Raw genomic sequence first — 25,983 nt, forward strand, 5'->3', positions numbered from 1 at the left:
GATCAGTCGCCTTCCACCCAGGCCAGCACTTCGGTCAGGCGCTCGAACGAGTCCTCCAGATCCTCCTTCGCCGCCAGAGCGACTTCCGGCAGCGCGGACACTTCGACCGTGTTCAGGATGACCACGTCCTGCGAGTTGTAATACACGACGCGCCAGGTGTTGGGCACGCGCGTATTGGTGATGCGGCAGTTGCCATAGCCGCGCGACAGGATGAGCACGCGGCCGGTCCCGAGGTGGTGATCCATGAAGCCGATGTCTTCGACCGACATCGGCAGCAGCGTCAGGTTCACCACGTGCGCCGGCTTGCCCGGCTGCCAGCCGCGCCACTGGTCGCCGATCTCGGCCAGCAGCGCCGGTGCGTTCTGCACATTGGGCGGCAGCGCGCCCTGCCAGCGCGGCGCGGTGATCCACAGGTCTTCGGTGGCCGAAGTACGCAGCACCTGCGGAATGGCGCCCACCTCCATCGTGTCGGACACGACACGGCCACCGTCGCTAACAATGACGCGCCAGACGCCGGCGAACACCGATTCCTGCACCGCCACGTGGTGGCAGGCATCGCCGTCGGTGCGTACCTGCGCGCTGACCTCGCCCTCGCCCATGACCTGGTTGATCAGCTTCAGGTCCTCGGGCGGCAGGCGGGTCAGGTCGATGCTGCGGTTGCGGCCGTCGGTGCGCGTCTCGCCCAGGCAGGCGAGCACATCGCGCAGCGCCAGATGCGCCTGTTCGTGGCCGACCAGCTCTTCCGGCTCGGGCAGGACGGGCGGGCGGAAGGTTTCCATGCCCTGCGGCATGTTGAGGTAGTGCAGCGTTTCGTCTTCAACCTGGGTGCCGGGGCCGATGACGGCGACCGGAATCGGGAAAGCGGGAAATTCTTTCACGTGTCGTACTCCGTTCAGTGACAGGACGAATCGGATGCGCTGCCATTGCGCACCGGAATGCCGATGGTGGGTGCGCGCGACGCGGGCATCGCCAGCGCTTCGCCGACGCGCTCGACATAGACCTGCCAGTCGAGCATGCCGGACAGCACGGTGACGTACTGGCCGTCGCGCACGAACACCAGCGCCGGCCAGCGAATCGAGCCGTAGCGCTTGGCGATCGCGTCCTCGTGTTCGCGCGTGGCGACGCCGATGGCGAAGCGCTGCGCGAAGTGCCGATGCAGTTCCGGCAGCACGACGGCGAGATCCAGCGCCTCGGGGAAGCGCACCGGGTCGCCGGCCAGCAGGATGACGCGGTCGCCGCCGCCGCCGGCCCAGTCGGCGACGTTGTCGGCGGTCAGCCAGGTCGCGCCGTGCGTGCTGACCAGCCGCTCGATCAGCGGCGACACGAGAGCCGGCGCGGCGACCGGCAGTGTGACGACCGTTTCGGATGATGCGGTTTCGATGCTCATGCGCTTTCTCCCTGCGTGGTGTGCTGCGAGTTTTCCGGTGTGGTGTCCTGCACTTCGGCGCGGGCGCCGGACAGCGCCCGCAGTTGTTCGCTGCTCATCGCCGACGGCAGCGCGAAGGCGGCAGCGCCGTCACCACCCTCGCCCTGCATGACGGCTTCGATCAGGTCCAGCGTGGCGTCGACTTCGCGTGCGCGCTCGACCGTGATGCGTTCCTGCGCACTGTCGAGGAACACCAGCAGCCAGTCACCGACGGCCAAATCGCCGACCAGCGCGCTGCGCACGCGGCGTTCGCCCAGCCGGCCCGCGCAGCGCGCGTGACCCGGCTCCACGGCGATCACCTGCATCGGTATGCCCAGACACATGATCAGGCTGTGCCCACAGTCGAGTCCTCCGCACCTGCGGCAGGAAAGAAGCGGGCGTCGCCGCTGCGGCAGGCGAGCGCTTCCGGCGGACGCTCATCCTCGTAGCGCGCCAGTTCGAGCTCGGCGAAGGTGATGCACTCGCGCACGGTCAGCGGCGTGGTGCGCGGCACCGGTCGGGCGCCCCAGCGGCGCAGCGCCTCCAGGCCAAGCGCCAGCGCGTCGTCCATCGCACGGCGCACCGTCGGTCGCAGGCTGCCGCCGTAGTCCTCCAGCTCTTCCGGCTGACAGCCGATCAGCAGCACTTCGCGCGGGTACCGCCCGGTCAGCTGCGCCAGCATCAGCACCTCCTGGAAGCCGGTCTGGTGCAGGCTCATCTTCTTGGCGCCCATGAAACGCGGCACGTCGTCGTTGGCGATGCACTTGAGCGTGCCCGGTTCGAGGCCGTAGTCGATGGCGTCGAAGATGAGCAGGCAGTCGGCTGCCTGCACATGCTGCACGAGGTACAGGCCTTGCGTGCCGCCGTCGATCAGCTGAACGTCGGGGCCCCCTTGCGGTGCGAAATCGAATTCGAAGCGATGCTGCAGCGCTTCGACGCAGCGCACGCCGAAGCCTTCGTCGGCCCACAGCACGTTGCCGATGCCGAGCACGACGATGCTGTCACGGGGTGGGTGACAGCTGCTTGCGGACGGATTCGGGGTCACGGTCAAAATCCCTTCGGAAAGAATCAGTGAGCGCCGCGCGGAAGCGTGGCGTGGGGCGTGGCGCGCAGCGACTTCCAGGCGTGGAAGCTGTCCCAGGCGGACTGCAGCGCGAGCCAGAAGGCGGCGTCGGTGCCGAACAGCAGGGCGCAGCGGATGGCGGTGTCGGGCGTGAAGGCGCGCTGGCCGTGCACGATCTCGTGCAGGCGGCGGCGCGACATGCCGAGCGCGCGCGCGGCTTCGCTCTGCGACAGCCCGAGCGGCTCGAGATAGTTGCGCGAAAGAAATCGTCCCGGATGCCACGGCGCACGCACCGGAATGCCGGCGGGTACGCGTTGCGGCGGTGGCAGTCCGGGGCGCAGGCGATGCACCGCGAGCCGGCTCTCGGACGAGGCGGCCGACATGTCGTCAGTCCTTGAACGTGCGGTGGCCGGAAATCATCGTGCTCACCACGCTGGAGCGACCCATGATGTCTTCGCGGATCGCCGCGTAGATATGGACGATGATGAACACGACCAGCGCCCACATGCCGAGGTGGTGCCAGGTATGCACGTCCTGCGACTGGCCGAACAGCGGGATCACCCAGCCGAACATGCGTTCCTGCCACGACCCCATCTGCGCGCCTTCACCGTACAGCGCAAAGCCGGTCACGATCATGAACACGGTGAGCACCAGATAGCCGAAGAACATCGCGAAGCGCGCCAGCGGGTTGTGCCCGACGTAGCGCCCGGGACGCGGGCTGATGAAGGCGTACCACTTCAGCATGCCCAGCACCTCGACCCAGTAGGCCCTGGTGAAGAGCGGCACCCAGTACAGTTCGCGCGCATGGTGATTGCCGACAATGGCCCAGTAGGTGCGGCCGAGCAGACCGACCGCCAGGATGTAGCCGGCGGCGAAGTGGGCGAAGCGGATGTAGCCCATCAGGTAGTTGGCGCTGGCTTCGCCCGGCTGCGTCGGCAGCGGCGAGCCGATGAAGTAGCCGGTCAGCGCGAGCACCGTGATCGCCAGCGCGTTGATCCAGTGCCACACGCGCACCGGCGCTTCATACACGTAGACCGACTTGATCGAGCGGCCGTGGGCGACCGCCCCCTCGTCGATGCCGGTGGCGTGGGACAGCTTTTCAGTAGTGGCGGACATCTGTCGTCTCCCGCGGTTGGATGCTTCAGATGCGCGACGCGAACATGAACAGGCCGGCAACGCCGAGTCCGGCCGCCTGCACGCGCCACACCCAGCCGGGCACGCGCGCCAGCGCAGCGCCGGTGCCCAGACCGATGGCGTGCAGCAGCGCCGAGCCGAGCATGAAGCCGGCGGCGTAGGTCGCGAACGACGTACCCGCCGCCCACTCGGCGCCGTGCGCCACGCCGTGCACCACACCGGCTGCGGCGACCAGCGCGAAGCCGGCGGCCGCCGGCAACTGGCGGCGTGCCTGCAGCAGCACGCCGAACAGTGCGACGCTGAGCGCGACACCGGCTTCGATGTACGCACCCGCGACACCCGCGCCGGTTTGCACGCCGACGTAGGCTCCAGCCAGCAGCGCAAGCAGGAAGAACGCCGGGCCGGACAGGCGTTGCGCAGCCGGCAGCACGGCGGCCGACCAGATGCCGACGGCGATCATCGCCAGCAGGTGATCGACGCCGGCGAAGGGATGCGCCAGACCGGCGGCCAGACCCTGTGCGTCGTGACCTTCATGCGCATGGGCGAGGCCGGCCGCCAGCGTCAGGGCAGCCGCGACGCAGACGCGGCGGACCGTGGAACAGGCCGGAAAAAAGGATGGGGACGTATTCATTGATTCCTCCTGATGTCTAGTTGTCGTGGGCGCCGTTCAGCGCACCTTCACCGTGGTCAGTTCGCGGCCGTCCTCGCTCATCACGTGCGTCGAACAGGCGAGGCAGGGATCGAAGGAATGCAATGTGCGCAGGATTTCGACCGGCTGTTCCGGATTGGCCATCGGCGTGTTCATCAGGCTGGCTTCGAAGGCGCCGATCTGCCCCTTGGTGTCGCGCGGGCTGCCGTTCCAGGTGGTCGGCACGACGCACTGGTAGTTCTCGATGCGACCATCCTTGATGCGGATCCAGTGGCCCAGCATGCCGCGCGGCGCGGCGACGGTGCCGACGCCCTTGGCTTCCTTCGGCCAGGTCTTCGGGTCCCACTTCTCGACGTTGGCGGTGCTGGTGTCGCCGGCCTTGATGTTGCCGATCAGCTGCTTGTAGTCGTCCATCATCATTTCGGCTGCGTACTGGCTTTCCAGCGCGCGCGCCAGCGTTCGGCCGATGGTGGTGGGCAGCAGCTGCTTGGCGCTGTACTGCGTTTCAGGCAGGCCGAGCGCCTTCGGGATGCCGCTGTTGATCGCCGCGGCCGAGCTTTCGACCTGTTCCTTCACGCGCTGGCACCACGTGTTGCCCTTGAGCGCGTGCGCATAGCCAAGGATGTAGCGCGACAGCGGGCCGACCTCGACCGCGTGGCCGCGCCAGCGCGGCGACTTGATCCACGAGTACTTGGCGCTTTCGTCGATTTCCTCGATGTTCGTGCGCGTGCCCTTCGTGTTGGCACCGAGCTCGTAATTCGGCTCGGTGACGCCGTCCCACGGGTGCAGGCCCTTGGATTCGTCGGCGTACTTGTACCAGCTATGATTGACGAATTCCTGCACCTGCTCGGGGTCGCGCGGATCGATTTCGTGAATGTCGTCCCAGTTGCCGTCGAGGATGACGCCGCCCGGCAACTGGTGCGTGCTGTGGTCGTACGGCACCTTCTCGTAGGTGCCGTAATCGGCCACGTTGGTCGCCGACAGGCCGCCGCCGTACAGCCAGCCGGCGTTCTTGTAGATCGTGCCGATGGCCAGAACGTCCGGGATGTAGACGTTGTTGTTGAACTCGATCATTTCCTTGATGCGCGCCTCGACGAAGTTCAGCCGCTCCATGTTGATCGGCGCGCCGGCCGCGCCATCGCCGTCGATGTTGATCGCGCACGGCACGCCGCCGACCAGATAGTTCGGGTGCGGGTTCTTGCCGCCGAAGATGGTGTGCACCTTGACCCATTCCTTCTGCAGGTCGAGCGCTTCGAGGTAGTGGGTGACCGCCATCAGGTTGGCTTCCGGCGGCAGCACATAGGCCTTGCTGCCCCAGTAGCCATTCATGAAGGGGCCGAGCTGGCCGCTTTCGACGAACTTCTTCAACCGGTTCTGGATGTCGCGGAAATAGCCGGGCGAGGACATCGGATGCGACGGCGACACCAGATGCTGCAGTTCGCTGGTCTGCTTCGGGTCGGCCTTCAGCGCCGACACCACGTCCACCCAGTCGAGCGCGTGCAGGTGATAGAAGTGCACCGCGTGGTCATGCACCTGCAGCGTCTTCGCCATCATTTCGCGGATCAGGTGCGCGTTCAGCGGAATCCGGATGCCCAGCGCATCCTCCACCGCACGCACCGAGGTGAGCGCGTGACAGCCGGTACAGACGCCGCAGATGCGTTCGACGAAGGCCCAGGCGTCGCGCGGATCGCGCCCCTTGAGAATCACCTCCAGACCGCGCCACATGGTGCCGGTCGACACCGCATTGCGGATGATGTTGTTCTCGTCCACATTCACTTCGCAGCGCATGTGGCCTTCGATGCGCGTGACCGGGTCGACGACGATGCGCCGGCCCGAGTTGTCCATGTTGAAACCCTGCGTTTCGTAAGCACCCATCTTCGTATCCTTTGCTGGAACCAGTCCTGCCCGCGCGGGCAGGTCCGTGATCAGTGGTCAGCCGTGCTGGCGGGGGTATCGTTCTTGTGCGAGGCGCGCTTGATCGCCGATACCGCGGCGTGCGCCACCGCAGCCGCACCGACCACGCCGGCGGCGGTCGCGCCGACCTGGTCGGCGTTCGCCTCGATGCCGAACTGGTGGATGTCGGTCAGCCGGTCGTAGAACGAACCCTTGTCCCAGAAGCCGTCTTCCGAACAGCCGATGCAGCCGTGGCCGGCCTTGATCGGGAAGCTGGTGCCCTCGTTCCACTGCACGGTGGAACAGGCGTTGTAGGTGGTCGGGCCCTTGCAGCCGACCTTGTAGAGGCAGTAGCCCTTGCGCGCGGATTCGTCGTCCCACGCCTCGACGAACTGGCCGGCGTCGAAGTGCGGGCGGCGGTAGCACTTGTCGTGGATGCGCTGGCTGTAGAACATCTTCGGCCGGCCCTGGCGGTCCAGTTCGGGAATGCGGTCGAAGGTGAGCATGTAGGTGATCACGCCGGTCATCACCTCGGCGATCGGCGGGCAGCCCGGCACCTTGATGATGGGCTTGTCGAAGATGACCTTGTGCACCGGCGTGGCCTGGGTCGGGTTCGGCTTGGCCGCCTGCACGCAGCCCCAGCTGGCGCAGCTGCCCCAGCTGATGATGGCCTTGGCGTCCTTGGCCACGTGCTTCAACTGGTCGATGAAGGGCTTGCCGCCGATGATGCAGCTCATGCCATCCTGGTTCAGCGGCGGGTTGCCCTCGACCGCCAGGATGTAGTTGCCCTTGTACTTGGTCATGATCTCTTCGAGGATCGCCTCGGCCTGGTGCCCTGCGGCGGCCATCAGCGTGTCGTCGTAGTCGAGCGAAATCATCGACAGCACCACGTCCTTCGCCAGCGGATGCGCCGAGCGGATGAAGGATTCGGAACAGCAGGTGCATTCCAGCCCGTGCAGCCACAGCACCGGCGTGCGCGGCTTGGTTTCCATCGCTTGCGCGATCTGCGGCACGAAAGCCGGGCCGAGCCCGAGCGACGTGGCCGTCAATGAGCAGTACTTGAGAAAGCTGCGGCGCGAAATGCCCTGCCGGCGCATCACCTCGTAGAAGGTTTCCATCCTGGTGTCTCCCCTGTGCGTCTTGTTGTCATGCCACGCCCCGATCGAACCTCTGGTTCGCGCCGGTGGTGGGGATGACTAACAAGATGCGGGCCAGCCGGAAATTTTGCGCTGCAGCAAAATAGGTATTCAGATCAAGACCTTGTTCCGTATCGGAAAAGGTATTCGAGCGGACAGGCGAGGCGGCTGGCGTCGTCAGGCGGGGGTGGAAGATGGATTTGCGCTTTCCACCCGGGGGCGGAAAGTACGCTTGCAGTGCGCACGGGCACGCCGGCGCGCGCCCGGCCGGGTCAGGCCGGCGCGCGCAGCAGCTGGTCCTGCACGTGCTTCTGGCCGTGTTCGATCAGGAACTGTTCGAAGGCGGCGGCCACCGGGGCGAGCGTGCGTGCGGCCAGATGAATGACGAACCACTCGCGCTCGATCGGATTGCGTTCGACCGGCAGCAGCGCCAGTTCGCCCGATGCCAGCTCGTGCCGGCAGATGTGCTGCGACATGAAGGCGAGGCCGAATCCGGCGGCGCACATCTGCTTGATCGCCTCGTTGCTCGACAGCTCGGAGCCGACGCGCAGATTCAGCTCGGCGTCGCGGAACAGCTTTTCCAGCGTCGTACGCGTACCCGAACCGCGTTCGCGCACCAGCAGGTCTTCCTGCGCCAGGTCCCGCAACAGCAGCGGGCCGCGCGACATCAGGGGATGTGACGGCGCGGCGATGAAGGCCATCGTGTGGCGCGCAAACGGCGTGGCCTGGGTTTTCAGCTCCTTGGGCGCACGGCCCATAATGACCAGATCGACCTCGTGGCTCGACAGCAGGCGCACGATTTCGTCGCGGTTGCCCACCTTGAGCTTCACTTCGACATTCGGATTGTCGCGCGCGAACACGACCAGCATGCGCGGCACCAGATATTCGGCGGTGGTCACCACGCCGATGCGCAGCCGGCGCGACACGACGCCGCGGTGCGCGGCCATTTCGTCGCCCACCTCGCGCCACAGTTCGAGGATGCGTCCGGCGTAGTCGGCCATCACCTCACCGGCCGTCGTCAGCCGGATGCCGCGTCCTTCGCGTTCGATCAGCGGCGTGCCGGCCGACTCCTCAAGCAGCTTGAGCTGGATCGACACCGCCGGCTGCGTCAGATTGATTTCACTGGCCGCACGCGACACGCTGCCCAGTCGGGCGACTGCGTGCAGTGCGGAAAGCTGGCGAAGCGTGGCGTTCTTGAGCATGTACACACTCCCGGACAGGGGATCACAGACACCCGACCTTCACAGGCAGCGCGACACCGACCGGCGGATACGTCGCGCTGCAGCACTTTGCCAGAAATCCATCAAATCAAGACCTCTTGCACAGCACGCCGGCCACCGCGCCGATGAACTGCTGCAATGCGACATTCTGCTGCACCTTCGGTTCATAAGCGTAACTTAATATCAAAAGGAAAAAAACAAACTTTTCTTATCCATAAGTTCTCCTTATCGTCGGCGCCTCGGATCGAGCTTGCAGCACACAAACGACCGGCAGGGCGCCGGAACGAATCATCAGGGAGGAAGACATGGGCGACATGAACACCCCGACGCAGATCACCGACGCGAAGAAGCGCTACTCGGCCGGCGTCCTGAAATATGCGCAGATGGGCTACTGGGACAGCGACTACGAACCGAAGGCGACCGACATCCTCGCGCTGTTCCGCATCACGCCGCAGGACGGCGTCGATCCGATCGAAGCCGCCGCCGCGGTGGCGGGCGAATCGAGCACCGCGACCTGGACCGTCGTGTGGACCGACCGCCTGACCGCCTGCGACATGTACCGCGCCAAGGCCTATCGCGTCGATCCGGTACCCAACACGCCGGGTCAGTTCTTCGCCTACGTCGCCTACGACCTGAGCCTGTTCGAGGAAGGTTCGATCACCAACGTCGCCGCATCGATCATCGGCAACGTGTTCAGCTTCAAGCCGCTGAAGGCGGCGCGGCTGGAAGACATGAAGTTTCCGGTCGCCTACGTGAAAACCTTTGCCGGCCCGCCGACCGGCATCATCGTGGAGCGCGAGCGGCTGGACAAGTTCGGCCGCCCGCTGCTCGGCGCGACCACCAAGCCCAAGCTCGGCCTGAGTGGCCGCAACTACGGCCGCGTGGTGTACGAAGGCCTGAAGGGCGGGCTGGATTTCATGAAGGACGACGAGAACATCAACTCGCAGCCCTTCATGCACTGGCGCGACCGCTTCCTGTTCGTCATGGACGCGGTCAACAAGGCCAGCGCCGCGACCGGCGAGGTCAAGGGCAGCTACCTGAACGTCACCGCCGGCACGATGGAGGAAATGTACCGGCGCGCCGACTTCGCGAAGGATCTGGGCTCGGTCATCGTCATGGTCGACCTGGTGGTCGGCTACACGGCGATCCAGTCGCTGTCGCACTGGTGCCGGCAGAACGACATGATCCTGCACCTGCACCGCGCCGGCCACGGCACCTACACGCGGCAGAAGAACCACGGCGTGAGCTTCCGCGTCATCGCCAAGTGGATGCGCATGGCCGGGGTCGACCACATCCACGCCGGCACCGCGGTGGGCAAGCTGGAAGGCGACCCGATGACGGTGCAGGGCTATTACAACGTGTGCCGCGACACGCACACCGAGGTCGACCTGCAGCGCGGCATCTACTTCGACCAGGACTGGGGCGCACTGAAGAAGGTGATGCCGGTCGCGTCCGGCGGCATCCATGCCGGCCAGATGCACCAGCTGATCGACCTGTTCGGCGACGACGTGGTGCTGCAGTTCGGCGGCGGCACCATCGGCCACCCGCAGGGCATCCAGGCCGGTGCCACCGCCAATCGCGTGGCGCTGGAAGCCATGGTGCTGGCGCGCAACGAAGGCCGGAACATCGCCGAAGAAGGGCCGCAGATCCTGCGCGACGCCGCGAAGTGGTGCTCCCCCCTGGCCGCCGCCCTCGATACCTGGGGCGACATCACCTTCAACTATGCGTCGACCGACACCTCGGACTACGCGCCGACGCCGTCGGTGGCGTGAATACGGCGTGAGCACGGCGTGAGTCGGGGACTGGCGACCGTCGGAGCGAACGCAATGGCTGTACGAGCGGCGATGGTCTGTGGGAGCGGCGGCCTCGCCGCGATAGGCACTTTGCACAGCGACCATCGCCGCACGATCGCGGCGAGGCCGCCGCTCCCACAGGCCGCCGCTGTACCCACAGTTCGCCGCCGCTCTCGCAGGCCGCCGCCGCGGCCAGAGAACATCAACTGAACAAGGAGAACACCATGCGCATCACCCAGGGCACCTTTTCCTACCTGCCGGACCTGACCGATTCCCAGATCGCGGCGCAGATCGACTACTGCCTGGACCAGGGCTGGGCGGTCGGCATCGAGTACACCGATGACCCGCACCCGCGCAACACCTTCTGGGAAATGTACGGCAACCCGATGTTCGACATCCGCGACGCGGCCGCCATCCTGCTCGAGGTGAACGCCTGCCGCGCCACCTTCCCGCAGTACTACATCCGGGTCACCGCGTTCGACTCGACGCACGGCACCGAATCGGTCGTGCTGTCGTTCATCGTGAACCGGCCCGATGCGGAACCCGGCTTCCGCCTGATCCGCACCGAAGAACCGGGTCGCACCGTGCGCTACAGCATCGAAAGCTATGCCGTGCAGGCGCGTCCGGAAGGCGCGCGTTACTGAAGGAGTTTTGCCTCATGGACGCCGCCACCGCCCCCCCGACCGGAATCGCATCGCCGCGCTCGATGTTCGCATCGTCCGGCGTGCAGGCCCTGCTCGACCAGCTCGATGACGAGCTGATCGGGCTTGCGCCGGTCAAGAGCCGCATCCGCGACATCGCCGCACTGCTGCTGATCGACCGGCTGCGCGCCGAGCAGGGCCTGCAGTCGAAGCCGCCGTCGCTGCACATGTGCTTCACCGGCAACCCCGGCACCGGCAAGACCACGGTCGCGCTGCGCATGGCCGAGGTGCTGAAGCAGCTCGGCTATGTGCGCAAGGGCCACATGGTGGCGGTGACGCGCGACGATCTGGTCGGCCAGTTCATCGGCCACACCGCGCCCAAGACGAAGGAAATCATCAAGAAGGCGATGGGCGGCGTGCTGTTCATCGACGAGGCCTACTACCTGTACCGGCCGGAGAACGAACGCGACTACGGACAGGAAGCGATCGAAATCCTGCTGCAGGTGATGGAGAACCACCGCGACGACCTGGTGGTGATCCTGGCCGGCTACCGCGACCGCATGGACACCTTCTTTTCCAGCAACCCCGGCATGGCGTCGCGCATCGCGCACCACATCGACTTCCCGGACTACGACCAGGACGAGTTGATGCGCATCGCCCAGCTGATGCTGCGCAACCTGAACTACCGCTTCGACGACACCGCCGAATCGGCGTTCGAACGCTACCTTGGCCTGCGCCGCCAGCAGCCGCACTTCGCCAATGCGCGTTCGGTGCGCAACGCGCTCGACCGCATCCGGCTGCGCCACGCCACCCGGCTGTTCGCCACCGACACGGCGCCGACGCGCGATGCGCTCTGCACGCTGTACGCCGAAGACGTGCTGGCCAGTCGCGTGTTTTCGATGAACCGACAAGACAGCTGACATGAACCCCGACACCCTGAACCACATCCGCGCGATCGCCTTCGACCTCGACGGCACGCTGGTCGACAGCGCACCCGACATCTGCGCCGCGCTCAATGCCGGCCTGGCCCAGGCCGGCCTGGCGAGCGCCGATCTCGACACCGCACGCGGCTGGATCGGCGGCGGCCCGGATCTGCTGATCCGCCGTGCGCTGGCGCATTTCGGCATCGCCGACCCCGACGGCGTACTGCAGACGCAGCTGCGCCAGTCCTTCGACGACGCCACGCTGGCCGCACCGCTCAAGTACGGCCATGTGTATGACGGCATCGCCGACATGGTCGAAGGGCTGTACGGCGTGTTTCCGCTCGCCGTGGTCACCAACAAGCCGACCCTGCTGGCGCGTGCCGTGCTCGGGGCGGCCGGCCTGCTGCCTTTCATGGCGTCGGTGCATGGCGGTGACCGGGCGGACGAACTCAAGCCGTCACCGGCGGCGCTGTTCGCCGCCGCGCAGCGGCTGCACGTTGCACCGCGCGAGCTGCTGATGGTGGGCGACAGTTCGGCCGACCTGCTGGCGGCGCGCGCCGCAGGCTGCCCGGTGGTGCTGGTCGGCTGGGGCTATGGCGCACATTCGCTTCCGGAAGGCATCGAGCCCTGGCATGTCGCATCGCCCGCGCAACTGCTGCAGGAAATGGTGTCGCGCTGCGCCGAACCGCGTTAGCGCGACCGGGATGGAGAGGGAAGAGCAGGCAGCACCCCGGCCGGACCGCGCCCGCAGAGGCGCGGCCGGACAACCGGGCAAAACAATGACCTGAGCAGTGACCTGTGCAGTGACCTGAGGGGGAGACCGAAATGCCGACAGGCGGACGCAGCACGTTGATTCAGTTCCTGATCGAGGAGCGGCGCCGGCACCCGGGTGCCACCGGCGACCTGAACGGCCTGATTGCCGACGTCGCGCTCGCCTGCAAGGCGATTTCGCGCAAGGTGGCGTTCGGCGGTCTGGCCGACGTGCTGGGTGACCACGACAAGAGCGGCTCGGGTCGCGCGATCAACATCCAGGGCGAAACGCAGAAGACGCTCGATGTGCTGAGCAACAACATCTTCCTGCGCGCCAACGAATGGGGCGGTCACGTCGCCGCCATGGCGTCCGAGGAGCTGGACGACATCCACCTGCTGCCGGGCCACTATCCGCGCGGCAAGTATCTGCTGGCATTCGACCCGCTCGATGGCTCGTCCAACATCGACGTCAATGTGTCGGTCGGCAGCATCTTTTCGATCACGCGCGCCGTGCGACCGGGCGAAGACGCGACCGGCGCCGACTTCCTGCAGCCGGGCACGCAGCAGGTCTGCGCCGGTTACGCCATCTACGGCCCGTCCACCATGCTCGTGCTGACGCTGGGCAACGGCACGCACGCCTTCACGCTCGACCCGGTGCTCGGCGAATGGGTGCTCAGCCACGCCAATCTGAAGGTGCCGCGCAGCACGCGCGAATTCGCCATCAATGCGTCGAACAGCCGCTTCTGGGAACCCGCGGTGCGCCGCTATGTCGATGAGTGCCTGGCCGGCAAGACCGGTCCGCGCGGCGAGGACTTCAACATGCGCTGGATCGCCTCGCTGGTGGCCGAAACGCATCGCATCCTGATGCGCGGCGGCGTGTTCATGTATCCGCGCGACACGAAGGACCCGTCGAAGCCGGGCCGGCTGCGCCTTCTGTACGAGGCGAATCCGGTGTCCTTCCTGATCGAGCAGGCGGGTGGCATGGCGAGCACCGGGCACAGCAGGCTGATGGAGGTGCAGCCGACGTCGCTGCACCAGCGCATTGCGTTCGTCTTCGGCTCGGCCGAAGAAGTGACCCGCATCGAGGCCTATCACCGCGAACCGCAACCGGACACCTATGAGTCGCCGCTGTTCGGGCGGCGCGGACTGTTCGCCGGTCAGAACGGCTGAGCGGGACTGAAGGTAAAGAATCCAGTCATCACGAGGTTGCCATGTCAGTCAGACACCCCATCGTTGCGATCACCGGCTCGTCCGGCGCCGGCACCACATCGGTCACCCGAACTTTCGAAAGCATCTTCCGCCGCGAAGGCGTGGCCGCGGCCGTGATCGAGGGCGACAGCTTCCATCGCTACGACCGCGCCGAAATGAAGCGCGCCGCCGCCGAGATCGATCCGAAGGAAAAACCGCACTTCAGCCATTTCGGCGAAGAGGCCAATCTGTTCGACGAACTCGAAACGCTGTTCCGCACCTACTCGGAAACCGGGACCGGGCGCAGCCGCAAATACCTGCACAACGACGAGGAGGCCGCCCCGTACGACCAGCCGGCCGGCACCTTCACGCCCTGGTCCGACCTGCCGCCGAGCGAGCTGCTGTTCTACGAAGGCCTGCACGGAGGCGTGAAGACCGACAGCATCGACGTGTCGCGCTACCCCGACCTGCTGATCGGCGTGGTGCCGGTGATCAATCTGGAATGGATACAGAAGATACATCGCGACCGCAGCACGCGCGGCTACTCGACCGCCGCGGTGACCGACGTCATCCTCGGCCGCATGCACGACTACGTGCATTACATCTGCCCGCAATTCACGCGCACCCACATCAACTTCCAGCGTGTGCCGGTGGTCGACACCAGCGACCCCTTCATCGCGCGCACCATTCCGACCGCCGACGAAAGCCTGGTGGTGATCCGCTTCTCGAATCCGCGCGGCTTCGACTTTCCCTACCTGCTGAGCATGCTGCACGACTCCTTCATGTCGCGCGCCAACACGCTGGTGGTGCCGGGCGGCAAGATGGAACTGGCGATGCAGCTCATCTTCACGCCGATGATCCTGCGCCTGCTGGAACGGCGTCGACAACAGCGGGCGGCATGAACGACATGGTGACCCGACGGAACAGGCGGCGACGAATGCCGCCGCAGCGAACATGGTGAGGCGGATCGCCATCGACGGCTGCGGACGCACCGCGCGCAACGCGCGCGCGGCGATCGGCGCGCACGCGGCTTTCTGCGCCAACGGCGGGCTGGAACTGGTCAGCGTGGCGGCGCGCGACGACGCCCCCGGCGATGCCACGCCGGCCTGGGGCCAGCACGGTGTCGACATCGTGCTCGATTGTTCAGGCGGCGATCCGCGGCGGCACCTCGCGGCGGGCGCGACCAAGGTGCTGTGCGGCGCACCGGCCGGCGGCTTCGCCTTCGACGGCATGGTGGTGTTCGGCGTGAACCACATGCGGATCGACGGCTCGCACCGCCTGCTGCATGGCGCATGCAGCGCCACCCACGGCATCGCACCGGTGGCGCGCCTGCTGCATTACGCGCTGGGCATCGAGCACGCGGTGATCACGCCGATGCTCGACGTGCAGCACTGCGCCGGCGTCGCCTGCGAGCGCGAAGGCAGTGTGGCCGCGCAGCTGCAGCAGGTGCTGCCCCGCCTGCCGGGCGCACTCGACGAAACACCGCCGGTGCATGTGCCGGACTGCGATCTGGTGCTGCTCGGCATGATGTTCGTCGCCTCGCGGGACACCAGCGTGGAAGAGGTGAATGCGCTGATCCAGTGCGCCAGCTTCGGCGCCTGGGGCGAACTGCTGCGTTACTGCGACGGCCCGGACGCCGGCACAGCCGCCGCGAACGACATGCACTCCTGCCTGTTCCAGGCAGCGCTCACCCAGGTGTCGGGCCGCATCGTCAAGGTGTGCGCCGGCTACCGCAGCGAACTGGGCTACGCATGCCGGCTGGTCGACACACTGGAAGTGATGGCGCGCGTCTGATGCGGCCCGGCCCGCGGCCGGATGTGCTCAGCAACCGGTGCGTGCGCTGGCCGCCCGTCGCCAGTGACCGGGCGGCAGGCCGAAGCGCTGCGTGAAGCGGCGGGTGAAGGTGCTCTGGTCGGAGAAACCGGTGTCGAGCGCGATGTCGCCGAGCGCACGCGAGCCGTCGTCGAGCAGGGCGAGGGCGGCGTCCAGGCGCAGGCGGGTCAGGTAACGGTGCGGGGCTTCGCCGAAGGCGTCGACGAACAGGTCATGGAAGCGGCGCGGGCCGTAGCCGAAGCAGGCCGCCAGATCCTTCAGCGGCGGTGCGTCGCCGGCGTGGCGGCGCAGCCAGGCGTCGATGCGGGCGACCGGAAAACGGCGCGCGTCGTCGTTCGCCGGGGCGGTGTGCAGGCGGTGCGCCAGGTCATCGGCAAAGCGGGTGGCCAGCAGCCAGTGACGCGGACGCGACACGCGCTCGCCGGCCAGGCCGAGCAGCGGCTGCACGCGCCGGCGCAGAGGTGCGTCGATGACGAAGGCGCGCGGACGCCGGAACAGCGAGGCCGGCAAGGCGACCGAATCGGCCGGGAGGTCGACCACGAGCTGGCGGTTGGCGGCATCCAGCCCGCGGTAGTCGTGCCGGGTGCCGGCCGGTATCAGCAGGCCGGCGCCGGCATCGACCCGGTGCAGATGGCTCTCGAGTTCCAGTTCGGTACCGCCGTCGCCGCCCAGCACGACCTGGTGGAAATCGTGCGCGTGTCCGGCCGGTTCGGCCGCGTAGCAGCGGGTATCGACGTTGGGATCGGTGGCGTGCATGACAGGGCTTTCAGCGACGCCGGCACAGTAGCACGCCGCCCAGCGCCAGCGCGAAACCGGCCATCTGCAGCGGCGCCAGCCGCTCGCCGAACAGCAGGGCGGCCTGCACCGCGGCCAGCGGCGGGGCCAGCAGCACCAGCACGCTGACCTTTGCCGCCGAGCCACGGCGCACCATCCACACCAGCAGCGTGCTGCCGATGGCCGACAGGCCGAACACCGCCCAGGCCAGTGACGCCCACAGTGCCGGGCCGGGCACCCATAACGACTCGCCGAGCGCCAGCGCGACGACCAGACAGACCAGCGCGCCACCGGCATTCTGGATCGCGCTCGAACTGAACAGGTCGGCGGCGGCGATCGAGCTTTTCTGCACCAGCGTGCCTGCGGTGATGCCGGCCACGGCGACCAGCGCCACACCGACAACCAGCGGCGACAACGCCTCAGGGCCCACGCTTGCCAGCCGCGGCGCCAGCACCAGCACGACCCCCAGCGCACCGGCCAGCAAACCCGCCCAGAAATGACGGCCCGGCGGTTCGTTGAACAGGCGCTGCGCGATCAGGGCGGTGAACATCGGCTGCAGCGTGGCCAGCAGCGCCATCACCGCCGGCGACAGCCCGTGCGCCACCGCCCAGTAGCCGCCGCCCATGTAGACGCCCTGCAGCAGCGCACCAGCCAGCAGATGCTTGGGCCACTGGCTGCGCGCCGGCCAGGCGACACGCAGCGCGCCGGCGATGGCGGCGTACATCAGTGTGGTCAACGTGAAGCGGGCGAGCAGGAATAGCGCCGGATCGGCCACGCCGTCGATCGCCCGCGCAACGATGAAACCGGTGGACCAGACGACGACGAACAGGGCAGGGGCGATGACGGCGAGCACGACACGGGACCCGGAATGAGAGGGCTGCCAGTCTGCACGGGCACCGCGGTGATGTCTTGTCGAAAACTGCAATGACTGCCTGCGCCGGACACGGCGGCGGCGGCGGGCCTGTGGGAGGGACCTGTGGGAGCGGCGGCCCCGCCGCGATTGATGCTTCGATTATCGCTGATCAACGCGAGTATCGCGGCGAGGCCGCCGCTCCCACAGGGACGGCATGCTGCACAGAGACCATCGCGGCGCGATCGCGGCGGGGCCGCCGCTCCCACAGGGACAGCACGCTGCACAGAGACCATCGCGGGGCTGATCGCGGCGAGGCCGCCGCTCCCACAGGGATGGCACGCTGCACAGAGACCATCGCGGGACTGATCGCGGCGAGGCCGCCGCTCCTACAGGGACGGCACGCCGCACAAAGACCATCGCGGGGCTGATCGCGGCGGGGCCGCCGCTCCCACAAGTCCAGCTCCTACAGGCTGCCGCCGGAGAACAGTGCCTTCCTGATCACCGCGTGCACGCCCCAGTTGCCATCCACCACCTGGGTCACGGCGAAGTCGACGCCGACCGACAGCAGCGAAATCGCTTCGTCCTCGGTGAGCTTCTGCGTGTCCATCAGGAAGGCGCGGCTCTTGCGGAAGGCGTCCTTCAGTGCGAGGTCGACCGACGATTTGGCGTAGATGTCGCTCTGCGCCTTGTCGCCCAGTTCGGCCAGGTAGTTGGCGAAGCTGAAGCCGTGGATCACCCATTCCTCAGGTGTTTCAAGCAGCGGGTAGGCGAGCTTTTCGAGTGCGGTGCCGGCGAGGTCGGCCTTCTTGTGCAGGATGAACTGGAAGGTGCCGGTCAGTGAACATTCGATGGCCGTGCCGCACAGTTCGGAGTCGCCCTGACCCGCGTGCGGATCACCGACCGAAAACAGCGCGCCCTTGACGGCGACCGGGTAGTACATCGTTGCGCCCTTGCCGATGCGCCAGTTGTCGATGTTGCCGCCGGTATAGCTGGGCGGGATGGAATCGACCATGTCGGCTTCCTTCGGCGCCACGCCGGTCACGCCGAAGTGCGGCCGCGTCGGCACGCGCACGTTCTTCAGCACGCCGTGATTTTCCTTGATCGTCGAGTGATCGACGACCACGCCCGGGTAGTCGATCGTCTTGTGCACCACGCCGAACGGATCGGTCTGCGGTGTCCACTGGAAGTTGTACACCGCCTGCGCCCAGTTCTTCTCGCTGCTGGCGTCGATCTCGTAGATCGTGATGACTTCGCGTTCCTTCGGCTCGGTGATCAGCTCCTTGAAGTGGAAGCCCCACCAGGCCGCGGCATTGACGCCGAAGCTCTTGCCCTTGTACTTCGGGTTGGCGCTCGGCCGCGGCGTGACGTCGACGATGCGCACCTCGAGCACGTCGCCCTCTTCCGCGCCCTTCACGTACACCGGCCCGGTGCATATGTGTACACCGAGACCTTCGCCGGCGCCGCGCCCGAACAGGCTGGCGTCCATCGGCCCGGCACCGCGGCGGATGACGCCCTTCTTCTTCTTGTCCCAGTAGAAAACGCTTTCCGCGCCCGGGTCACCCTTGATCATGCGATCGAAATCGTCGCCCGCGTGGTGGGTCAGCGTTTCGATGGTGACGAAATCACCCGGCTCGACGGTCACCTGCGGCTTCAGCGACTTGCTGAAGTAACCCCAGTGCACCGTGTCGGCGCTGGCCGCGATGTAATAGTGATTGACTGCCTTCATCGTGCCGGTGGCCGCATCCTTGGCCATCGCCGAGCCGACCCAGCCGGCGCTCAGCGTGCCGAAGCCGGCCGCCAGCGAACCCTTCAGCAAGCCGCGCCGTGACGGATCCGGCGGCGCCGGCGTATCGAGCGCCGCCTCGCCATTGCCATCGACCTGTACCGTCAGGCGGCCTTTTGCATCACAGAAACTGCAGTGCTGATGTGCGGGATGAGTACAGCTCGACATGCGGACGCTCCTTCTGGACAGTGGGGATGTGCAGCACCGCGTGTTGCAGTGCATCAACCGTGCCAGACGGAAAGTCGTTAAGAATCAATGGGCGGGTGTGTGAAATTTGCCCGCTTGCGGTGCGTTGCGCACTGCAACAGGGCTCGCCGTGATGAGCATCTCTGACCTTGCTCTGCGAGCGTGCGGGTGCAGGGCGCTGGAGCTACCTAGAGTGACGGGCTTCAGATCATTGCAACGCTGGCCGCCGCAATGCGTGGAAAGCTGTAAAGCACACTGTCCATGAAACTCGAACTTCAGTTCGACTTCCGGGTAAGCGCAAGAACCTCGGCTACCAAAAGCGTCGGGGTTCACACACAGCTTTTCCATTCATCAGCCAGTCTGCGCCTCAACCGCCGCTGCCAGCAGAGGCGCAACCCGGCGAAGGCCGTCCAGACTCAAATCGCCGCTTCGATACATGTCGTACCACGACTTGCGCCAGCGGATGATGCGTTCGCCATCGCGCAGCTTGAGGCGCTTCAGTGTGTACTCAGCCTTGGCGCGATGCGCTGCCGGCACCGCGTCGGTAACACGCATCTGCAGAGACGGAAGGATGATCTCGAACCACCCCTGACCGACCTCATAAGGATCAAGCACGTCGGCATCGGCATTCTTCTTCGAGGAATTCAACGTCGCAGATGCAAAGCGGTAGTTGCTCCACTCGTATGCGAGCTTTGGGTGGTTTTTGTAGCTGAGGTAATGGTCCACCGTGCCGCCGGTCGGGTCGTGCATGGCAGCGTAGCCGCACATATCAAAAAAGCCTTCCGAAAGTTTGGCTATGTAGGGCTCCCAAAGTGCCTTCGGGCGTTTGGCGCCGGGATTCGCCGCAAGCCAGTCATTTCCCGGTGCCTTCACCTTGCTGTCGAAATCCTTCGGCTTCCGCACCTTGGCAACCGGAATCATCCCTTGTCCCCACGCAAGACTTTGATGGCATTTGTTTTCACGAGCCAACGCGGCCAGAACTCATCGCCTGCGGGCAATAGCTTCTTGAGCTGCGCATGAATAGCCTTCTGACTGTCCAGCCCCGCTGGCAGGGGCTTGTCGCCACGCATGAAGGCCTCGGCTGCTTCGATGGCGCGCTCTGCTTCGACCGAACGCGCCTGTTCCAGGCCGAAGGTTTCGGATACCAGCCAATTGGTTGCGTCACCCTGTGTCGCCCAACCACCCTGGTCGATCTCAACGCGACCGTCACGCAGGGAAAGGTGGATCAGATCGTCCTTTACCGGATCGAAGTAGGGCTCGAGCGAGGCGGCCACCAGTGGCGCATGCGTGGCTACCAGCATTTGCGGCGGCTTGCCGTTCTTGCCGCGCAGAATGTCGATCGCCTGCAGCACGCTGGGCAGCACCGAGCGTTGCCAGCGCGGGTGAAGATGGGTTTCCGGCTCATCGAACAGGATGACGAAACGGTCTTCAGGCTTCTTTCCCAGCAACTGCGCAGCCACCCGGTGTTCATGCCAAGCCCACACCAGAAAGTAGGCGAGCGCGAGCATGCGGCGCACACCGGCCGATGCCAGCGTCACCGGTACCGTCTGATTGCCGACCAGCAAGGTTGGCCGGTCTCGCCCTTCGCCGACGAACAGCCTTTGCGGCTGGCCAACCCTCAGTGGTTCGGACGGTGGCGATATGACCCGCAGCACCTCTTCCAACGCCTGGAACTGCGGCTTGCGCCCCTCTTGCCAGTTCACCCAGTCGCGCTCCAGGCCCTCGCATACGCGCTGGCCCTTCACGTCGAGGCCATTCCATACATCGGCGGCCTGGAAATGATAGGCCGACGGTCGACCGGGATCGTTGCGCCAGTAATTGCGTGCCGGGTCCCACACCGAAAAGCCGCCATCGATGCGGATATAGACGACGATGCCCGGAATCGGCGGCCGCTTGGCATCCAGCGGCCAGGTTTCATCGGTGCGCCGGAAAGTGGATACCACCGGCTCGGCTGCTTTGGCGACGCCACGGACCACGTATTCGATCGATGCCTTTTTGCTGGATGGAGCCGGCAACGCCACCTGTCCCGCCCATGTACGAGTCAGCGCCCACCAAGCCAAATCGAGCAGAAAGCTCTTGCCCAGGCCGTTGTCACCGGCGATCAGATTGATTCGCTCCGCCCAGTCGACCCGAACATCCGGCGACAGACCGACGTCTTTTAGATGTAGATATTGGAGCATGTCGTGGAAGTGTCCTCTTCGTGTGCCCGCGAGATTAGATCAAACCCCGACACGAAAAGCGAAGCGAACAGGCATTTCCCTCGTTTCTTTTATGAAGGGGGGGCATCGCCCCATCGTCGCTCTCGAACAGCAGGCATTCGCCGCTGGGTTGATCAGTCATGTCGCAGAGGTGGAAAGGGGTGCAAGACGCGGCGGAAAGGCAGCCGCAGCCGACACGGTCACGCCAATCACGCCGACCAGGCCTCGCCCAGTGCCTGCGCCTGCTGCAGCACCAGTTCCACCGCCTTCTCCTGTTCATCCGGCGGGTAGCGGTACTTGCGCAGGATGCGCTTCACCATCAGGCGCAGCTTTGCCCGCACGCTTTCGCGTTCCGACCAGTCGACCGTCAGGTTCCGGCGCAGGCTGTCGGTCAGTTCCTGGGCGATCTTCTTCAGGATGTCGTCGCTGAGTTCGCGCACCGCCGATTCGTTGTCGGCCAGCGCGTCGTAGAAGCGCACTTCGTCTTCGCTCAGGCCCATTTCCTCGCCACGGCTGGCCGCCGCACGGAATTTCTTCGCCATCGCGATCAGCTCTTCGATCACTTGGGCGGTTTCGATGGCGCGGTTCTGGTAGCGCGTGATGACGTTGGCGAGCAGTTCGGAAAACTTCTTTTCCTGCACGACGTTGCTGCCGAAGCGTGACTTGATTTCGCCCTGCAGCAACCGGTCGAGCAGTTCGATCGCCAGATTGCGTTCCGGCAGGTTGCGCACGTCGGCGAGAAAGTCGTCGTCAAGAATGCCGATGTTCGGCTTGTCCAGCCCGACGGCATTGAATACATCGACCACGTCTTCGGACACGACCGCCGAGCTGATGATCTGGCGGATGGCCAGTTCGCGCTCATCGTCGGTGCGCTTCTGCTGTGTGATGTCGCGCTTGGTCAGGATGACCTTGACCGCCTGCAGGAATGCCACCTCCTCGCGCACGGCCTTCGCCTCGTCCAGCGTGCAGCACAGCGAAAAAGCCTGGCTCATGGCCAGCGCATTGTCGGCGAAACGCTTCTTGCCATCCGGCTGGCCGAGCACGTGGTTGGCCGCACCGGCCAGGCGCTTGTGGCTGGCGGTCAGGAAATCGCTCCAGTCGTAGCCGTGCAGGAGCGCGCGCAGCAGGTCGAGCTTTTCCGCCAGCAGCGCATAGGCTTCCGCGGCATCGACCGTCGGCCGGCCGCGGCCATTGCTGGCGGTGTACTCCCTCAGCGCGCTTTTCAGTTCGTTGGCGATGCCGATGTAATCGACCACCAGCCCACCCTGCTTGTCCTTGAATACCCGATTGACGCGGGCGATCGCCTGCATCAGGTTGTGGCCCTTCATCGGCTTGTCGATGTACAGCGTGTGCATGCACGGCGCGTCGAAACCGGTGAGCCACATGTCGCGCACGATGACCAGGCGCAGCGGATCACCCGGCGCCTTGAAGCGCTTCTCGAGCCGCTTCTTCACCTTGGCACTATATATATGCGGCTGCAGCAGGGCGCGGTCCGAGGCCGAGCCGGTCATGACGATCTTGATCGCACCCTTCTCCGCGTCGTCGTCGTGCCAGTCGGGGCGCAGCGCCACGATGGCGTCGTACAGATGCACGCAGATTTCGCGGCTCATCGCCACGACCATGGCCTTGCCGGACTGTGCCTTGCTGCGTTCCTCGAAGTGCGCGACCAGATCGGCCGCCACGCGGGCGATGCGCGGTTCGGCGCCGACCACCTTTTCGAGCGCGGCCCAGCGGCTTTTGAGTTTCGCCTGCTGGCTTTCTTCCTCGTCTTCGGCCAGTTCGTCGACCTCGTCGTCGATCTGCGGCAGGTCCTCCTGCTTCAGCGACAGCCGAGCCAGTCGCGATTCGAAGTAGATCGCGACCGTGGCGCCGTCCTCGCGCGCCTGCTGCATGTCGTAGATGTGGATGTAATCGCCGAACACGGCGCGCGTATCGCGGTCTTCGCTCGATACCGGCGTGCCCGTGAAGGCGACGAAGGTGGCGTTGGGCAGCGCATCGCGCAGATGCTGCGCATAGCCGACCTGATAGCGGGTGACGTACTCAGCCTCCGGCTGGGCCACCTTCAGCGCCGGCCCATCGTCATTGGCGGCATCGGCTGAACCGGCGCGCGCGGGGCGCACCGTTTTCAGTTTCGCCTCGAAGCCGTACTGCGTGCGGTGCGCCTCGTCGGCGATCACCACGATGTTGTGGCGATCCGACAGCACCGGAAAGCTGTCTTCGTCTTCGCCCGGCATGAATTTCTGGATGGTGGCGAACACGATGCCGCCCGACGGGCGGTTGCCGAGCCGGGCGCGCAGATCCTGCCGGGTGGCCGCCTGCACCGGCTGTTCGCGCAGCAGGTCCTGCGCCAGCGAGAACACGCCGAACAGCTGGCCGTCGAGGTCGTTGCGGTCGGTGATGACGACGATGGTCGGGTTTTCCATCGCCACGTCCTGCATCACGCGGGCGGCGAAGCAGGTCATCGTGATGCTCTTGCCGCTGCCCTGGGTGTGCCACACCACGCCGCCCTTGCCGCGGATGAGCGGCGCGCCGTCGGGTCGCGACGCGGCCACCACCTGACGGATCGCCGCGCGCACCGCGTGGAACTGGTGGTAGCCGGCGATCTTCTTCACCAGCCCACCATCGTCTTCGAACAGCACGAAGAAGCGCAGATAGTCGAGCAGCATCGGCGGCGCGAGCACGCCGCGCACCAGCGTTTCGAGTTCGTTGAACTGGCCCAGCGGGTCGAGCACGTCCCCATCGATGGTGCGCCACTGCATGAAGCGCTCGGAATTGGCCGACAGCGAACCCAGCCGCGCCTCGCTGCCGTCGGCAATCACCAGCAGTTCGTTGTACTGGAACACATCCGGGATCTGCGCCTTGTAGGTCTGGATCTGGTCGTAGGCCTTCCAGATGCTGGCGGTCTGGTCGGCCGGGTTCTTCAGTTCCAGCAGCACCAGCGGCAGCCCATTGACGAACAGGATCACGTCGGGCCGGCGCGTGTGCTTCGGCCCCTTGATCGTGAACTGCCGGATCGCCAGCCACTCGTTGCACGCGGGGTCGGCCCAGTCGATCAGCCGCACGAAGTCACCGCGGGTGTCGCCCTCCTGCTGGTACTCGACCGGCACGCCGCCGATGAGCAGCCGGTGAAACAGCCGGTTCGCCGCGAGTAGCGCCGGCGTGCCCAGATCGAGCACCTGGCGCAGCGCATCTTCGCGCGCCGGCGCGGGAATCGCCGGGTTCAGCCGCGCGATCGCGCTGCGCAGCCGCCCTTCCAGCACCACCTCGCGGTAGTGGCCGCGCTCCGGGCGGCTGCCGTCAGGCGCCAGATCCGGGCCGTCGAGCGGCGTGTAGCCGACGTCGGCCAGCCAGCCCAGCACTTCCTGTTCGAGGTGGTCTTCGGTCACGGTTGCGCCTTGCTCGCCAGCAACTCCGGGCGATTCCTGCGCAACCACGTCTGCGTATGTTCAAGAAGCAAAGCCGCCTGCCTGCAGCATTCAGTCACGGCACTATCGCTGACCGGATCGCCCTCGTAGTCGTTCAGGTTGCGTTGCTTGCGCAGGGCGTCCAGCACGATCACGGCGTCCCGCTCCAGCCCCAGCGTCTTTGGCAATACCTGCAAGGCGGTCTGGTGATGGCCGGGCTGGCTGGTCGATGTACGGTAGCCATTGGCCCACAAGCCAATCATCGCGCACTGCATGATGGCCTTGTAGGCCGCATCAAACCGGTTTTCCGAACTGAGCGCCTCGATCCCGGCATCCGCCAGGTTACGGCTGGCAGCCGCCAGCAGGCGTTGCACGCCAGCCGCGCTCGCTTCAAAGCTTTGCAGCTTGTGAATCGCCAGCAAGTTTTCCAAGTTCATGCTCGGTTCCGATCACGAATAATTTGGGTTTGGCGAGAAGCTCGCGGATGAAAGGCTCGCCCGCCGCAATGTGCCTGGCAACTTCCTGAGCGCTGTAGACCGCCGGATTGATTTCACGCTGCAGGGTTTCCTGCGCCGGGTACAAGGCCTTCACGACATCGGCGAAGGCCGGCGAGCCGATCAGCATCAGATCCACGTCGCTGCCGGGCTGCTCGTCGCCACGCGCCATCGAGCCGAAGACGAAAGCCAGCGCAATATCGCCAGCCAGGGGTTGCAAGGCGTCGGCCAGCACATCCACAAGGCCGCTGGTCTTGCGAAACAGGCCGGCCAGTTCAGGGAAGACCGGACACGCCCGGTTGGCCTGGTAACGCACCTGGTTACCCTGCTCCTGACGCAGCAGCAAACCGGCCTGAGCCAGGCGGGTCAATTCCTTGTGCAGGGTGCCGGCGCTGGTGCCGGTCAGGCGCGCCAGTTCCCGCACGTAATAACTTGAATCGGGATGCAACAACAACAGGCTCAACACCCGCTGGCGATAACTCCCGAACAACAGCTCCATCAACATAGTCGTAGCTCCATTGGCTTCGACTGTAGCCTTATCGGCTACTTAATGCAAGATGGGTGACTGAAAGCGGGCCGCTGAATGTATGGAAAACGGCATTTTCCATACCTATCAGCGACTACATGTACGCGAAGTTCGCAATCGCCAGCCCGAGATGAGCC

25 protein-coding genes are annotated in these 25,983 nt (G+C 65.8%); 7 read left to right on the top strand and 18 right to left on the bottom strand.

The genetic code is table 11. The features are described 5' to 3' along the window. Positions 1-2: 2 nt before the first annotated feature. From NMQ16_RS03945 to NMQ16_RS03990, 10 genes are all read right to left on the bottom strand, one after another. Entirely contained in the window at positions 3-878 is an 876-nt protein-coding gene (locus tag NMQ16_RS03945) for a hydrogenase expression/formation protein (RefSeq protein WP_257079189.1), read from the bottom strand. Positions 879-892: 14 nt separating this feature from the next. Then, on the bottom strand, positions 893-1,387 hold the full coding sequence (locus NMQ16_RS03950; protein ID WP_257079190.1) for a hydrogenase: 495 nt from the start codon (positions 1,385-1,387) through the stop codon (positions 893-895). Further along, positions 1,384-1,749, bottom strand: coding sequence for a HypC/HybG/HupF family hydrogenase formation chaperone (locus tag NMQ16_RS03955; protein WP_257079191.1), 366 nt, complete (start codon positions 1,747-1,749; stop codon positions 1,384-1,386). Before NMQ16_RS03955 ends, NMQ16_RS03950 begins: the two co-directional genes overlap by 4 nt. A gap of 2 nt (positions 1,750-1,751) precedes the next feature. Beyond that, a complete protein-coding gene (locus tag NMQ16_RS03960) occupies positions 1,752-2,450 on the bottom strand; it encodes a HyaD/HybD family hydrogenase maturation endopeptidase (protein ID WP_257079192.1) in 699 nt (232 codons plus the stop codon). Between the two features lie 23 nt (positions 2,451-2,473). Continuing rightward, positions 2,474-2,851 (bottom strand): HigA family addiction module antitoxin, encoded by a 378-nt coding sequence (locus tag NMQ16_RS03965; protein ID WP_257079193.1) that lies wholly within the window; start codon positions 2,849-2,851, stop codon positions 2,474-2,476. A gap of 4 nt (positions 2,852-2,855) precedes the next feature. Further along, positions 2,856-3,584, bottom strand: coding sequence for a Ni/Fe-hydrogenase, b-type cytochrome subunit (gene cybH, locus NMQ16_RS03970; protein ID WP_257079194.1), 729 nt, complete (start codon positions 3,582-3,584; stop codon positions 2,856-2,858). A gap of 25 nt (positions 3,585-3,609) precedes the next feature. Next, complete coding sequence (locus NMQ16_RS03975) at positions 3,610-4,233, bottom strand: HupE/UreJ family protein (protein WP_257079195.1); 624 nt, start codon at positions 4,231-4,233, stop codon at positions 3,610-3,612. Between the two features lie 36 nt (positions 4,234-4,269). Next, the gene (locus NMQ16_RS03980; protein ID WP_257079196.1) at positions 4,270-6,126 is read right to left on the bottom strand and encodes a nickel-dependent hydrogenase large subunit; all 1,857 of its coding nucleotides are present in this window, start codon (positions 6,124-6,126) and stop codon (positions 4,270-4,272) included. Positions 6,127-6,176: 50 nt separating this feature from the next. After that, a complete protein-coding gene (locus tag NMQ16_RS03985) occupies positions 6,177-7,262 on the bottom strand; it encodes a hydrogenase small subunit (protein ID WP_257079197.1) in 1,086 nt (361 codons plus the stop codon). Between the two features lie 290 nt (positions 7,263-7,552). Beyond that, a complete protein-coding gene (locus tag NMQ16_RS03990; protein ID WP_257079198.1) occupies positions 7,553-8,482 on the bottom strand; it encodes a LysR family transcriptional regulator in 930 nt (309 codons plus the stop codon). 323 nt (positions 8,483-8,805) lie between these two features. Here NMQ16_RS03990 and NMQ16_RS03995 point away from each other — a divergent pair, with 323 nt between their 5' ends. From NMQ16_RS03995 to NMQ16_RS04025, 7 genes are all read left to right on the top strand, one after another. Then, entirely contained in the window at positions 8,806-10,272 is a 1,467-nt protein-coding gene (locus NMQ16_RS03995; RefSeq protein ID WP_069038877.1) for a form I ribulose bisphosphate carboxylase large subunit, read from the top strand. Between the two features lie 245 nt (positions 10,273-10,517). Then, positions 10,518-10,937, top strand: coding sequence for a ribulose bisphosphate carboxylase small subunit (locus NMQ16_RS04000; protein WP_257079199.1), 420 nt, complete (start codon positions 10,518-10,520; stop codon positions 10,935-10,937). A 14-nt stretch (positions 10,938-10,951) separates the two neighbouring features. After that, a complete protein-coding gene (gene cbbX, locus NMQ16_RS04005; RefSeq protein ID WP_257079200.1) occupies positions 10,952-11,854 on the top strand; it encodes a CbbX protein in 903 nt (300 codons plus the stop codon). A 1-nt stretch (position 11,855) separates the two neighbouring features. After that, positions 11,856-12,551: an HAD-IA family hydrolase gene (locus NMQ16_RS04010; protein ID WP_257079201.1), complete on the top strand. Its 696-nt coding sequence runs from the start codon at positions 11,856-11,858 to the stop codon at positions 12,549-12,551. A 131-nt stretch (positions 12,552-12,682) separates the two neighbouring features. Next, on the top strand, positions 12,683-13,777 hold the full coding sequence (locus NMQ16_RS04015) for a class 1 fructose-bisphosphatase (protein ID WP_257079202.1): 1,095 nt from the start codon (positions 12,683-12,685) through the stop codon (positions 13,775-13,777). A 41-nt stretch (positions 13,778-13,818) separates the two neighbouring features. Then, complete coding sequence (locus NMQ16_RS04020; protein ID WP_257079203.1) at positions 13,819-14,697, top strand: phosphoribulokinase; 879 nt, start codon at positions 13,819-13,821, stop codon at positions 14,695-14,697. A gap of 52 nt (positions 14,698-14,749) precedes the next feature. Next, positions 14,750-15,589, top strand: a complete 840-nt coding sequence (locus NMQ16_RS04025; RefSeq protein WP_257079204.1) for an aldehyde dehydrogenase — start codon at positions 14,750-14,752, stop codon at positions 15,587-15,589. Between the two features lie 27 nt (positions 15,590-15,616). Here the strand turns inward: NMQ16_RS04025 and NMQ16_RS04030 are convergent, their stop codons facing one another. The 8 genes from NMQ16_RS04030 to NMQ16_RS04065 all read right to left on the bottom strand — a co-directional run bounded on the left by NMQ16_RS04030 (position 15,617) and on the right by NMQ16_RS04065 (position 25,819). Next, the gene (locus NMQ16_RS04030) at positions 15,617-16,384 is read right to left on the bottom strand and encodes an AraC family transcriptional regulator (protein WP_257079205.1); all 768 of its coding nucleotides are present in this window, start codon (positions 16,382-16,384) and stop codon (positions 15,617-15,619) included. A 10-nt stretch (positions 16,385-16,394) separates the two neighbouring features. Next, positions 16,395-17,255, bottom strand: coding sequence for a DMT family transporter (locus NMQ16_RS04035; RefSeq protein ID WP_257079206.1), 861 nt, complete (start codon positions 17,253-17,255; stop codon positions 16,395-16,397). A gap of 463 nt (positions 17,256-17,718) precedes the next feature. Continuing rightward, positions 17,719-19,206, bottom strand: coding sequence for an acetamidase/formamidase family protein (locus NMQ16_RS04040; protein WP_257079207.1), 1,488 nt, complete (start codon positions 19,204-19,206; stop codon positions 17,719-17,721). A 369-nt stretch (positions 19,207-19,575) separates the two neighbouring features. Beyond that, a complete protein-coding gene (locus tag NMQ16_RS04045; protein WP_257079208.1) occupies positions 19,576-20,145 on the bottom strand; it encodes a hypothetical protein in 570 nt (189 codons plus the stop codon). After that, the gene (locus NMQ16_RS04050; RefSeq protein WP_257079209.1) at positions 20,142-21,404 is read right to left on the bottom strand and encodes an ATP-binding protein; all 1,263 of its coding nucleotides are present in this window, start codon (positions 21,402-21,404) and stop codon (positions 20,142-20,144) included. The genes NMQ16_RS04045 and NMQ16_RS04050 overlap by 4 nt, the downstream gene beginning before the upstream one ends. Positions 21,405-21,631: 227 nt before the next feature. After that, entirely contained in the window at positions 21,632-24,808 is a 3,177-nt protein-coding gene (locus tag NMQ16_RS04055) for a type I restriction endonuclease subunit R (protein ID WP_257079210.1), read from the bottom strand. Continuing rightward, positions 24,805-25,263, bottom strand: coding sequence for a hypothetical protein (locus NMQ16_RS04060; RefSeq protein ID WP_257079211.1), 459 nt, complete (start codon positions 25,261-25,263; stop codon positions 24,805-24,807). The genes NMQ16_RS04055 and NMQ16_RS04060 overlap by 4 nt, the downstream gene beginning before the upstream one ends. Beyond that, on the bottom strand, positions 25,217-25,819 hold the full coding sequence (locus NMQ16_RS04065; protein ID WP_257079212.1) for a nucleotidyltransferase domain-containing protein: 603 nt from the start codon (positions 25,817-25,819) through the stop codon (positions 25,217-25,219). Before NMQ16_RS04065 ends, NMQ16_RS04060 begins: the two co-directional genes overlap by 47 nt. Between the last annotated feature and the right edge of the window lie 164 nt (positions 25,820-25,983).

It is taken from the genome of Methyloversatilis sp. XJ19-49 (genome assembly GCF_024580145.1).
Taxonomy (GTDB): domain Bacteria; phylum Pseudomonadota; class Gammaproteobacteria; order Burkholderiales; family Rhodocyclaceae; genus Methyloversatilis.